This is a genomic window from Williamsia sterculiae (assembly GCF_900156495.1).
Classification (GTDB): Bacteria; Actinomycetota; Actinomycetes; order Mycobacteriales; family Mycobacteriaceae; genus Williamsia_B; species Williamsia_B sterculiae.
Map to the genome: position 1 here is coordinate 223,734 of NZ_FTNT01000002.1, position 12,354 is coordinate 236,087.

Consider the following 12,354-nt stretch of genomic DNA (forward strand, 5'->3'; position numbering starts at 1 on the left):
GGTCGATCCCGAGCGGCCGATCGACAAATCCTCACGCCGCGCCTACTACGCTCGGCCGGGTGACCTCCCGACCCTTCGCCCAGGTGGATGTGTTCGTCTCTGGCCCGCTGACCGGCAACCCGGTGGCGGTGGTGCTCGACGCCGCCGGCCTCTCGGACGAACAGATGGCATCTCTCGCGCGCTGGACCAATCTATCGGAGACGACGTTCGTCCTGCCGCCCGACGATCCGCAGGCCGACTACCGACTGCGGATCTTCACCCCGGGCGGCGAACTGCCGTTCGCGGGACACCCCACCCTGGGCTCGGCGCATGCCTGGTTGGCCGCGGGCGGTCGCCCACACGCTCGTGACCTGGTGCAGGAGTGCGGTATCGGGCTGGTCACCATCCGCCGCGACGGGGACCGGCTGGCCTTCGCGGCGCCTCCGTTGCGGCGATCGGGTCCGGTGGACCCCGATGTCCTCCGGAAGGTCGGCGCGGCGCTCGGTCTGCAGCCCGGAGACGTCGTCGCCGCCAGTTGGTGTGACAACGGGCCGGGATGGATGGGTCTGATGTTGTCGTCGGCGCAGCGGGTGCTGGAGGTGCGTCCCGACATGGCTGCGCTGGGGCATCACGAGGTGGGACTCATCGGGGCGTACCGCGGAGAGGACCGTCCGGCCGACTACGAGGTGCGGGCCTTCGCGCCGGGCGACGGGGTCCCCGAGGACCCGGTGACCGGCAGCCTCAACGCCGGATTCGCGGTGTGGTTGCGCGGTGCAGGCGAGTTGCCCGCGTCCTACGTCGTCGCGCAGGGCACCGCGATCGGGCGGGCCGGACGGGTCTTCGTCGACGACGACGGCGAGACCATCTGGGTCGGCGGGCTCAGCCGGACGGTCATCGCCGGGACGATCGACCTGTGAGCCGCAGGAGTCGACCCGCGCCACCCGATCCCGAACCGCTCTCCCCGCTGATCGACGCACACACCCACCTCGCCGCCTGCGGCGGACGCGACCCCGAATCGGTCCGCGCCATCCTGGACCACGCGCAACGGGTGGGGGTCGAGGCGGTGGTGACGGTCGCCGACGACATGGTCGACGCCCGATGGGCGGTCAGCGCCGCGGACTGGGACGACCGCGCCTATGCGGCGGTGGCGCTGCATCCCACCCACGCCGCGGAACTCGATGACGCCGCCAAGTCCGAACTCGAGCAGATGCTGACACACCCGCGGGTGGTGGCGGTGGGGGAGACCGGCCTGGACTGGTACTGGCTCGATCGCTCGGCGGACTGCGCGACGCGTGAACAGCAGATCGAGGCCTTCCGGTGGCACATCGACCTGAGCAAGCGGATCGGCAAGCCGCTGATGATCCACAACCGCGACGCCGACCGCGACCTGCTCGACGTCCTGGCAGACGAAGGGGCTCCGGAGACGGTCATCATGCACTGCTTCTCCGGGGATGCCGGGATCGCCCGTGAATGTGTCGACCGCGGCTATCACCTGAGCTTCTCCGGCACCGTCACCTTCGCCAACGCGACAGCGCTACAGGCGGCCGCACTGGTGGTCCCCGACGAGCAGATCCTGGTGGAGACCGACGCCCCGTTCCTCACCGCGCACCCCTTTCGGGGACACCCGAATCAATCGTATTGCCTGCCGTACACGGCACGGCGACTCGCCGAGCTACGCAGCACCGATGCCGAGTCCTTCGGCCGGATCGTCACCTCGAACGCACGACACGTCTACCGCCTCGCTTTGCCAAACTAAGGCCGTCTCGTTATCGTGCTGTGACATCAAAAGTGGCCGGGCAGGCCCCGACCGGGGGCTCTCGACGCCTGCCGAACGGCTTCGCTGACGAAGCGGTGATCTCCAGAGGGTCACCGACGACGTGCTGCGGGGCCCAGAAACGACCAGGGACGCACCCGAGTGACTGTACTGAAACGCATCAACGACTCGAACTCGACCACGGCGCGCATCGCCATCGCCGCCATCCTCGCCACGCTGGTGGCCGGCGGCATCATGGGCGTGCTGGCGTACAAGAAGGTGACCCTCGAGGTCGACGGCCACATCATCAAGGTCGCGACCATGCGGTCGAGTGTCGACAACATCCTCGACGAGCACGGATACGCGCCGAAGGCGGGCGACTCGGTCACCCCGGGCTCCGGCAACGACGTCGCCGACGGGCAGACCATCCACCTGCATCGGATGAAGAATCTCACCCTCGACGTCGATGGTCAGCAGAAGCAGATCCAGACCACCGCGGTGACCGTGGAGGATGCACTCTCCCAGCACGGTCTCGCCGACGCCGCCAACGACGTCGTCACCCCGCGTAACGCGGTGCTCCCCGTCGCGGGCGGTGACGTCCAGGTGGTGTTGCCCAAGGCCGTCACCCTCAACGACGGCGGCAAGACCGTGAAGCCGAAGATCGCCGCGAAGACCGTCGGCGAACTCGTCGCCGACACCGGCAACCCGCTGCAGTCGACCGACAAGGTGGTTCCCGCCGCCGACACCGCGCTGACGCAGAACATGAAGATCACGGTCACACGCATCCGGACCACGCAGGTCACGGCCAGCGAGCCGGTGACCGCGCCGGACATCACCACCGACGACCCGACCGTGACCAAGGGTGACAAGGTCGTCAAGAAGCCGGGCAAGCCCGGCAAGCAGAACGTCACCTACGAGGTGACCACCGTGAACGGCAAGGAGACCGAGCGCAAGAAGCTCGACGCGCAGGTCATCGACAAGCCCGTCGCGGCGAGTGTCGCCGTGGGAACCAAACCGGGCGCACCGTCGGTGCCGGACGGTTCGGTCTGGGACCGTCTCGCCGGCTGTGAGTCCACCGGCAACTGGGCGATCAACAGCGGTAACGGCTTCTTCGGCGGAATCCAGTTCGACCAGAACACCTGGGACCGCTGGGGCGGTCAGGAGTTCGCGGCGCGTCCCGACCTCGCCAGCCGCGAGGAGCAGATCTCGATCGCCGAGAAGACGCTGGCCGCACAGGGCTGGGGCGCCTGGCCGGCGTGCTCCTCCAGTCTGGGCCTCCGATAGAACCTCGGCTGCTCGGCCCGGCTCAGATCCGTGATCTCGCACAGCGGCTCGGCGTCCGACCGACCAAGACGCTGGGACAGAATTTCGTCCACGACGCGAACACGGTGCGTCGGATCGTCGCCGATGCGGGCATCGGGCCCGACGACGTGGTCCTCGAGGTGGGGCCGGGTCTGGGGTCGTTGACCCTGGCCCTGCTCACCGAGGCCCGTCGTGTGGTGACGGTGGAGATCGACCCCGTTCTCGCCGACCAACTGCCGCGCACCATCGCGGAATACGCCCCGGATCACGCCGAGCGGGTCGATGTCGTCACCGCCGACGCGATGACGGTGACCGTCGCCGACCTGCCGGCCGCTCCCACCGCCCTCGTCGCGAACCTGCCGTACAACGTGGCCGTTCCGGTGCTGCTGCACCTGCTCGCCGAACTCCCGACGCTGCGTACAGCGCTGGTGATGGTGCAGATGGAGGTCGCCGAACGGTTGGCCGCCGGACCTGGTGGCCGCACCTACGGCATACCCAGCGTCAAGGCGCGGTACTTCGGCACCGTCAGCCGCGCGGGCAGTGTCGGCCGATCCGTGTTCTGGCCGGTGCCCAAGGTCGAGTCGGGGTTGGTGCGCATCGAGCGTCATCCGCGGGTCGACCGGCCATCGGCCGAACGGACCACCGTGTTCGCCGTCATCGACGCGGCCTTCGGTCAGCGTCGGAAGACGCTGCGCGCCGCGTTGGCGGGATGGGCAGGTGGTCCGGTGGAGGCCGAGCGCCGGTTGCGTGCCGCGGGTATCGACCCCACCGCTCGCGGCGAGACCCTCGACATCGACGACTACCTGCGTCTCGCCGCCGTCGAGGGGTCCGGGCCGGGCCCCGACCACCCGTGAGTCCCGATTACCCTTGAGCCCCGTGCTCTCCGTCGTCCCCGCGTCTGCCGAGTCGCGTCCCGTCTCGGTGCAGGCCCCCGCGAAGGTCAACCTCTTCCTGGGTGTCGGCGATCTGCGCGTCGATGGCTATCACGAGCTGACCACGGTCTTCCAGGCACTGTCGCTGTCGGAGCGGATTCGGCTCAGCCCGGCGGAGACTCTCACCATCAGTGTGCGCGGTGACAATGCCGCCGCGGTACCCACCGACGACTCCAACCTCGCCGCGCGCGCAGCTCGCGCGCTGGCCGAGCGATGCGACCGTGATCCGGCGGTGCACATCGACATCGACAAGGGCATCCCGGTGGCGGGGGGACTGGCGGGCGGGAGCGCCGACGCCGCGGCGACGATGGTCGGACTCGACCGCCTCTGGGAGACCGAATTGTCGCGCGCCGAACTGTCGGACATCGCCGCGGAACTCGGCAGCGACGTCCCGTTCAGCCTGCACGGTGGAACCGCGTTGGGCACCGGTCGCGGCGAGAACCTGATGAGTGTGCTCTCGCGAGGGGAACTGCACTGGGTGCTCGCGATCTCCCGCGAGGGTCTGTCCACCCCGGCCGTCTACGGCGAACTCGACCGGTTGCGTGCCGGTGGTTCGGCGCCGACCGTCCGGGACCCCGCCGAGTTGTTGCAGGCACTCGCCGCCGGCGACCCGCACCGCCTCGCACCGCTGTTGCACAACGATCTCCAACCCGCCGCGCTGTCGATGCGTCCCACCCTGCGCCGCACCCTGCGCGCGGGCACCGACGCAGGTGCGCTCGCAGGCATCGTCTCCGGGTCCGGTCCCACCTGCGTATTCCTGTGCGCATCCGCACGTTCGGCCGTCGACGTGGCGGCTGAGCTGTCGGGCGCTGGTGTGTGCTCGGCGGTCCGCACGGCCACCGGCCCGGTGTCCGGCGCCCATGTGGTCGAGGAGGCCGAACAGTGACCGCACCCGCAACCTCCCTGGTCAACGCCGAGAAGATCAGCAAGAGCTTCGGCATCAGACCGCTGTTGGACGAGGTCAGTCTCGGCGTCCAGGCCGGCCAACGTATCGGCGTCGTCGGTCTCAACGGCGGTGGCAAGACCACCCTGCTGGAATTGCTGGCGGGGATATCCGAACCCGACTCGGGGCGGGTGTCGCAGGTGGGCGGGCTCCGGATGGCGGTGGTCACCCAACGCGGTGAACTCCCGGTCGGCGCGACCGTCGGGGACGTCGTGTTGGGTCCGCTCGGTGTCGCCGAGCACGAGTGGGCGGGCGATGTGCGTATCCGCGGGGTGCTGACCGGCCTGCACATCGACCGACTGGGGCTCGATCAGACGGTGGACGCATTGTCCGGGGGTGAGCGCCGTCGGGTGGCGTTGGCTGCGGCCCTGGTGCAGGACCTCGACCTGATCATGCTCGACGAACCCACCAACCATCTCGACGTCGAGGGCGTGCAGTGGCTGGCCGATCATCTGGTGAGTCGACGCAGCGCGCTCGTCGTGGTGACCCACGACCGCTGGTTCCTCGACACCGTTGCCGGTCGCACCTGGGAGGTGCACGGCGGTCGTGTCGACGAGTACGAGGGTGGCTACAACGACTGGGTGTTTGCCAGGGCCGAGAGATCGCGGCTGGCCGATGTCGCCGAGGAACGTCGCCAGAACCTGGCCCGTAAGGAACTGGCGTGGCTGCGCCGTGGCCCGCAGGCGCGGACCTCCAAGCCGCGCTATCGGGTGGAGGCCGCCGAACGACTGATCGCCGACGTCCCTCCGCCCCGCGACAGCGTCGCGCTGGCCTCCTTCGCCCGCCGTCGACTCGGCAAGGTGGTCATCGAACTCGAGGACGCCACCGTCCGCGCTCCCGATGACGTGCCCGTGGTCGAGGACCTCACCTGGCGTCTCGCCCCCGGCGAACGCATCGGTCTGGTCGGGGTCAACGGGTCGGGGAAGACCACACTGCTGCGCGCGCTGGCCGGTGCCGTCGACGTGCGGCCCGGCAAGCGGGTGGTCGGGCAGACGGTGTCGCTGGGCTGGTTGCGCCAGGAGCTCGACGACCTGCCGATCTCCATGCGGGTGATCGAGGCAGTGCAGGAGGTCGCCGGACGAGTCATGCTCGGTGACAAGGAGATCTCCGCAGGACAACTGGCCGAACGACTGGGCTTCGCGCCGGCGCGCCAGCAGACCCCGATCGCCGACCTGTCCGGCGGCGAGCGTCGCCGACTACAGCTGACCCGCGTGCTGATGGCCGAACCCAACGTGCTGTTGCTCGACGAACCCACCAACGACCTCGACATCGACACCCTGCAGCAACTCGAGGACCTGCTCGACTCCTGGGCGGGCACGTTGGTGGTGATCAGCCACGACCGATACCTCATCGAGCGCATCTGCGACAGCACGTGGGCGCTGTTCGGGGACGGCGCGCTGACGAACCTGCCGGGCGGGATCGAACAGTACCTGCAGATCCGGGCGACGATGGGCGATCCGGTGTCCGTCGGCCGGGGTGGAGCCACCGGTGCGACACCGGTGATGACGACCGCCGCGCCGGGGCGCGACTCCGCCGCGGAACGCGACGCCCAGAAGAGCATGAAGCGTCTGGAGCGACGCATCGCCAAACTCGACGTGCGTGCGGGTGAACTCCACGAGCAATTGGCGGCGGCGGCCTCGGATACCGGGCGACTGCGCGATCTCGACGCGGAGCTCACCGGGGTGGTCGCGGAGAAGGAGACCGCGGAGATGGAGTGGTTGGAGCTCGCCGACGAATGGGGCTGACCGCCTGCGATCGGAAGTGTGCCAGGTCACCCGCGCGGTGAGCGGGTGTGCGATTCTTGAGCTCGCACGCACACCCGCAGGCACGGTGAACGCAGGGGATTCGGTATCTGGTCGCGTTTGATACGGGCAACCGTGGTCTTGTCCACGTTGAACGTCACGCTGGTGGGCGCGCTCGCGCTGTCGGCACCCGAACGCGGCCCCGACACCCCATGGGAACGCGGGTGGGTGATCGTCTGTATCTCGGTGAACGTGCTGGTCGCACTGGCCTGGCTGTTCACCCGGCGGGCCGATCGGCGGCCCTGGCCACAGTTGTTCGCCATCTGGGCGGACGTGGGTACCGCGACCAACATACTCACCCTCGCCGCCTTCTCCGACATGCTCAGCGCCTCGGTACTGTTCGTGGTCACCGGGTCGTTCTTCACCTTCTTCCTGTCCCGTCGGTGGTTACTCGTCCACCTGGTCTTCTCGGCGGTGTTCATCGCCGGGGTGACCGCCGCCGCCGGAATCGTCGGGGAGCAGGGATGGATCGTGCTCATCGGGCAGGCCGACGTGGTACTCGCCGCGGTGGTCGCGCTTCCGCTCACCGTGCAGGTGTACTGGGGACAGCAGACGCGCGCCGCGCAGCTCGCCGAGATCGACGACCTCACCGACGTCCTGAACCGTCGCGGCATCAATGCGCAGAGCGACCTGTTGATGCGGCGGGCTCGCACCGCACGACACCGGATCGCGGTGGCGGTCATCGACCTCGACCGGTTCAAATCGGTCAACGACGACCACGGACATCAGGTCGGCGATCGTGTGCTGGTCGAGGTGGCCGCACGGCTGAACGCCCACCTGTCGCCGTACGGGCCGTTCGGTCGGACGGGCGGTGAGGAGTTCGCGGCCGTGCTCGCGGTCACGGCATCCCACCTGGAACGGATCGTCGCCGACATGCCCACTCGCGTACAGGTCGACGATCTGCCCGCGGTGACGGTGAGCGTGGGTGTCGCCGCCATGGTCTGGCCCGGCTCGGGTCACGTCGAGCGGGAGATGCGCGCGCTGTGGGTGATTGCCGACCAGGCGATGTACCGGGCAAAACGGGCGGGTGGTGAACGCGTGGTGACCCAACTGAACGGGCTCGACGCGCAGTGACCGACCTCGCAAGGCCGAGACGGCACCCGCTACGGTTTGTCGCATGTCCTACATTCGAACCTCCGTGGGCAACGGGGTCGGCGAGATCGTGTTGGATCGGCCCAAGGCGCTCAACGCCCTCGATCAATCGATGATCGACGACATGTACGCGGTGTTGCTGCGGTGGGCCGACGACGCCGAGGTGGAGACCGTGTTGGTCACCTCGGCGGGTGACCGGGCCTTCTGCGCGGGCGGAGACATCCGCGCCATCCGTGACCATGCCCTGGCCGGTGAGACGGACGAGATCACCGGCTATTTCTCCTCGGAGTACACCCTCGACCAACTGGTCGCCGAATACCCCAAGCCTTACGTCGCGCTCGTCGACGGAGCCGCGATGGGCGGTGGTCTGGGCATCAGTGTGCACGGCGAGATCCGGGTGGTCACCGAGCGGTCCGTCATCGCCATGCCGGAGACCGCCATCGGATTCTTCCCCGACATCGGGGCCACCTACTTCCTCCCTCGGCTACCGGTCGGGGTGGGAACGTGGCTCGGTCTGACCGGATCGCGAATCCGGGGAGCGGACGCGCTGGCGGTCGGGTTGGCCACGCATTTCGTGTCGTCGACGGGGATGGATGACCTGGCAGGCGCCATCCGCTCCGGGGTGTCGCTGCGGGATGCCCTGTCCGAACACACCGAACAACCCGAATCGACGGTGCCGCTGGACAAGATCGCCGAGTACTTCGCCGATGCGAACGTGACCGCGATCCTCGGTGGTCTGCGCGGGGCCATCGGTGACGAATGGTGCGCGTCGATGGTGACGGCGCTGGAGGCGGCGTCACCGACCAGTCTGGTGGTCACCGCGGCACTGCTCGAGCTCGGCGCACACACCCCCCTCGACGAGTGCTTCGAGCGGGAACTGCATGCCGCGGAGCGGATCACCCTCACCCCGGACTTCGCGGAGGGGGTGCGTGCGGTGCTGGTCGACAAGGACCGCACGCCGTCGTTCTCACCGGGGCGACTCGACGAGGTCGACATCGACAGGGTCTCGTCGATCATCGCCTGAGATCGGATGGTGAACGGGCTCAGTCCGCCGCCGCGACAAGCGGTTCCAGCGTCAGGGTGGGGTGTTCCTTCTCGATGTACTGCAACCGCCACTTGTCGGAGACCAGGGCGAGCAGTGCGCCGTCGGTGCGGGTGAACACCTCCACGCCACGTTGGCGCCCGAGTTCGTCGGCGCTGTCGGGATCGGTGCGTCGGGCCACCGAGTAGCCGAGTCGCTCGACGGAGGTGTCCACGCCGAACTCGGTCTTCATCCGGGCGGTCACCACCTCGAACTGCATGGGGCCCACCGCAGCGAGCACCGGCGACGCGTCACCACGGAGATCGTTGCGCAACACCTGCACCACGCCCTCGGACACCAACTGGTCCATCGCCTTGCGGAACTGCTTGTACTTGCCGGCGCTGACGGCCCGCAGCACCGAGAAATGTTCGGGCGCGAAGGACGGGATGGGCGGGAACTCCACCGTCGGGTCGACGCAGAGGGTGTCACCGGGGGCGAGCGTCATCGCGTTGACCAAACCCACCACATCGCCGGGATACGCCGTGTCGACGGTCGACCGGTCGCGACCGAACACGGCCTGGGCGTACTTCGTGGCGAACGGTTTTCCGCTCTGGGCGTGCGTGACCACCATGCCGCGCTCGAACTCACCGGACACGATCCGCATGAACGCCAGGCGATCGCGATGTGCGGCGTCCATCCCGGCCTGCACCTTGAACACCACCGCGGAGAAGGGATCGACGACCTCGCGCACGGTGCCGTCGACCGCCTCGCGCGGCCCGGGTGGGGGAGCGAACTCCACCAGGGCCTCCAGCAGTTGTCGCACACCGAAGTTCAGCATCGCGGAGGCGAAGATCATGGGCGAGGTCTGGCCGGCGAGGAACAATTCCTCATCGTGATCCTGGCCCATCTCGGAGAGCAGGTCGCTCTCCTCGACGGACTCGGTCCACGCGTCCCCTTCGGTGGCCTGCGCATCCGACGCCGACAACAACTCCTCGGGGGCGACCGTGGCACCACCGGCGGTCCGGGTGAAACGGATGTAGTCGCCTGTGCGCCGATCGAGCAGCCCGCGGAAGTCACCGGCGATCCCGACCGGGGAGTACAGCGGCGTGGGGGTCAGGCCGATCCGTTCAGTGATCTCATCGATCAGCTCCAACGGGGTCCGACCCGGCCGGTCCCATTTGTTGATCACCGTGATCACCGGGATGCCGCGGTGTCTGCAGACCTGGAACAACTTGAGGGTCTGCGGTTCGAGACCCTTGGCGGCGTCGATGAGCATCACGGCGGCGTCCACCGCGGTCAGCACCCGGTAGGTGTCCTCGGAGAAATCGGCGTGGCCGGGTGTGTCGACGAGGTTGATCACGTTGATCTCGTCGGAACCCTCGGTCACCGCGGCGGCCGAACGGTAATTGAACTGCAGCGCTGTGGAACTGACCGAGATACCGCGGGCCTTCTCCATCTCCATCCAGTCGGAGACCGTCGACTTGCGACCGGCCTTGCCGTGGATCGCCCCCGCCTCGCTGATCATCCGGGCGTGCAGGGCGAGCGCCTCGGTCATCGTCGACTTACCGGCGTCCGGGTGCGAGATGATGGCGAAGGTGCGTCGCCGGTGGACTTCTCGCCGGATGGTGGCAGGGTCGGAACTCACCCGTCGAGGCTACTCAATCCGCAGGTCGCCGGGCAAAAGCGTGACGGGCCGGTCACTCGAAGGGGACGGGTGGCATCTTGACCACCTGTGCCGCGTAGCTCAGTCCCGCGCCGTAGCCGAGGAGCAGGGCGGTGTCGCCCGGCTTCGCCTTGCCGGTGGACAGCAGGTCTTCCATGGCCAGCGGGATCGAGGCCGCCGAGGTGTTGCCGGTGTACTCGATGTCGTTGGCCACCGGGGTTCCCTCACGGAACTTCAGGCTCTTGGCCAGCAGCTCGTTGATACGTGAGTTGGCCTGATGCGGGACGAAGACGTCGATGTCCTCCGCACCGACCTTGGCGGCCTCGAGGGCACGCTGCGCGGCCTTGGTCATCTCGAAAGCGGCCCAGCGGAACACCGATGTGCCCTCCATCCGCAGGTACGGACGTTGCGTGCGATCGCTGTCGAGGAACGTGATCCAGTCGATGTCCTGGCGGATGGCCTTGTACTGCGAGCCGTCGCTGCCCCAGATCACCGGGCCGACCCCTTGGTCGTCGGACGGACCCACAACGACCGCGCCGGCCCCGTCGCCGAAGATGAAACAGTTGCCGCGGTCGGTCATGTCCATGGTCACCGACAGCTGTTCGGCGCCGATGACCAACACGTTGGTCGCACTGCCCGCGCGGATCATGTCTGCGGCCAGCCCCATCGCGTAACCGAAGCCGGCGCAGCCGACGTTCACGTCGAAGGCGGGGATGCCGTTGGCGCCGAGCTGGGTGGCGACCTGGGTGGCGGCGGGCGGCGTGAACAGCAGGTGGGTGCTGGTGGCGACGAGCAGTGCGTCGATGTCGGAACCGGAGAGCAGCGCGTTGGCGATGGCCTTGCGCCCGCTGTCCACCGACAGCGACACGACATCCTCGTCACGCCGGGCGAAACGACGGGTCTTGATGCCGGTGCGGGTGTAGATCCACTCGTCCGAGGAGTCGATCTTCTCGCAGATCTCGTCGTTGGTGACGACCCGCTCGGGGCGATAGGCGCCGATCCCGAGGATCCCCAGGGTGTTCGTCCCGGTACGTTCTGCGAGCTCCGTCATGTTCTTCCCTTCAGCGCGGCGGTGCGCGGGCGACCCGGTCGCCCGGTTCGGCGTCCCGTGGTGTCGGTCATCCGATCACGCGGGCCCCGTCGGGGTGCCCACGTCTCGTGGCCTCACCTTACTGTCGCGCAGATCACCGCCGGCGTTAACCCCGCTCCGGAGAACGCGCGGTCACGATGTCGGTCACCAGGCGTGGACTCGATTCTGAGCGGACTCCAGCCCGTCGGTGACCAGCAGGCTGGTCGCATCCCGTCCGTTCTCGATGAGCAGCGGCAACTCACCGCGCTCGGCGGAGGAGAACGGTTTGAGGACGAACGACGCGGGGTCCTGGCGTCCAGGTGGTCGACCGATGCCCAGCCGGACGCGGTCATAGTCACGGGACCCGACGGCAGTCGTGGTGGACCGCAGCCCGTTGTGCCCGCCCTCGCCGCCACCGCGTTTGAGTCGCACCGCACCGAAGTCGACGTCGAGCTCGTCGTGCAGGACGATCAGGTCGCCGACGGGAACCGAGAAGAACTTCAGCAGCGGTCCGATCTGTCTGCCCGCCTCGTTCATGTAGGTGCGCGGTTTGGCCAGCACCACCGATTCGGTGCCGATCCGCAGGTCGGCGATCTCGGCCCCGGACTTCTTGTGCACCTTCCACCTGCCATCACCGCCTGCGAGCAGGGCGTCGACCACCATCGCGCCCACGTTGTGACGTGTGGTGGCGTACTGCAGACCCGGATTGCCCAGGCCGACGACGAGCTTCACGGATTCACCAGACCTGATCGGCGGGAGTGGCAGACGCAGTCCGGGACCACACCGTCAGGGTGCGGT

11 protein-coding genes are annotated in these 12,354 nt (G+C 68.3%); 8 read left to right on the plus strand and 3 right to left on the minus strand.

What is annotated here, in order from left to right:
- Positions 1-59 precede the first annotated feature (59 nt).
- From BW971_RS03850 to BW971_RS03885, 8 genes are all read left to right on the plus strand, one after another.
- A complete protein-coding gene (locus tag BW971_RS03850; RefSeq protein ID WP_076476746.1) occupies positions 60-896 on the plus strand; it encodes a PhzF family phenazine biosynthesis protein in 837 nt (278 codons plus the stop codon).
- A complete protein-coding gene (locus BW971_RS03855) occupies positions 893-1,735 on the plus strand; it encodes a TatD family hydrolase (protein ID WP_234974222.1) in 843 nt (280 codons plus the stop codon). Before BW971_RS03850 ends, BW971_RS03855 begins: the two co-directional genes overlap by 4 nt.
- A gap of 159 nt (positions 1,736-1,894) precedes the next feature.
- On the plus strand, positions 1,895-3,016 hold the full coding sequence (locus BW971_RS03860) for a resuscitation-promoting factor (protein WP_200799351.1): 1,122 nt from the start codon (positions 1,895-1,897) through the stop codon (positions 3,014-3,016).
- Positions 2,980-3,888: a 16S rRNA (adenine(1518)-N(6)/adenine(1519)-N(6))-dimethyltransferase RsmA gene (rsmA, locus tag BW971_RS03865; RefSeq protein WP_076476748.1), complete on the plus strand. Its 909-nt coding sequence runs from the start codon at positions 2,980-2,982 to the stop codon at positions 3,886-3,888. The genes BW971_RS03860 and rsmA overlap by 37 nt, the downstream gene beginning before the upstream one ends.
- A gap of 22 nt (positions 3,889-3,910) precedes the next feature.
- Entirely contained in the window at positions 3,911-4,852 is a 942-nt protein-coding gene (locus BW971_RS03870) for a 4-(cytidine 5'-diphospho)-2-C-methyl-D-erythritol kinase (protein WP_076476750.1), read from the plus strand.
- Positions 4,849-6,654, plus strand: coding sequence for an ABC-F family ATP-binding cassette domain-containing protein (locus BW971_RS03875; RefSeq protein ID WP_076476752.1), 1,806 nt, complete (start codon positions 4,849-4,851; stop codon positions 6,652-6,654). The genes BW971_RS03870 and BW971_RS03875 overlap by 4 nt, the downstream gene beginning before the upstream one ends.
- A gap of 132 nt (positions 6,655-6,786) precedes the next feature.
- Positions 6,787-7,785: a GGDEF domain-containing protein gene (locus BW971_RS03880; protein ID WP_076476754.1), complete on the plus strand. Its 999-nt coding sequence runs from the start codon at positions 6,787-6,789 to the stop codon at positions 7,783-7,785.
- A 43-nt stretch (positions 7,786-7,828) separates the two neighbouring features.
- Positions 7,829-8,827 carry an enoyl-CoA hydratase/isomerase family protein gene (locus tag BW971_RS03885; RefSeq protein WP_076476756.1) on the plus strand — a complete coding sequence of 333 codons (999 nt, stop codon included), beginning with the start codon at positions 7,829-7,831 and terminating at the stop codon, positions 8,825-8,827.
- Positions 8,828-8,846: 19 nt separating this feature from the next.
- Here BW971_RS03885 and BW971_RS03890 read toward each other — a convergent pair whose 3' ends face one another.
- The 3 genes from BW971_RS03890 to pth form a co-directional block, all read right to left on the minus strand.
- On the minus strand, positions 8,847-10,469 hold the full coding sequence (locus BW971_RS03890; RefSeq protein WP_076476758.1) for a peptide chain release factor 3: 1,623 nt from the start codon (positions 10,467-10,469) through the stop codon (positions 8,847-8,849).
- Positions 10,470-10,521: 52 nt separating this feature from the next.
- The gene (locus tag BW971_RS03895; protein WP_076476760.1) at positions 10,522-11,538 is read right to left on the minus strand and encodes a beta-ketoacyl-ACP synthase III; all 1,017 of its coding nucleotides are present in this window, start codon (positions 11,536-11,538) and stop codon (positions 10,522-10,524) included.
- 183 nt (positions 11,539-11,721) lie between these two features.
- On the minus strand, positions 11,722-12,288 hold the full coding sequence (pth, locus tag BW971_RS03900; RefSeq protein ID WP_076476762.1) for an aminoacyl-tRNA hydrolase: 567 nt from the start codon (positions 12,286-12,288) through the stop codon (positions 11,722-11,724).
- Between the last annotated feature and the right edge of the window lie 66 nt (positions 12,289-12,354).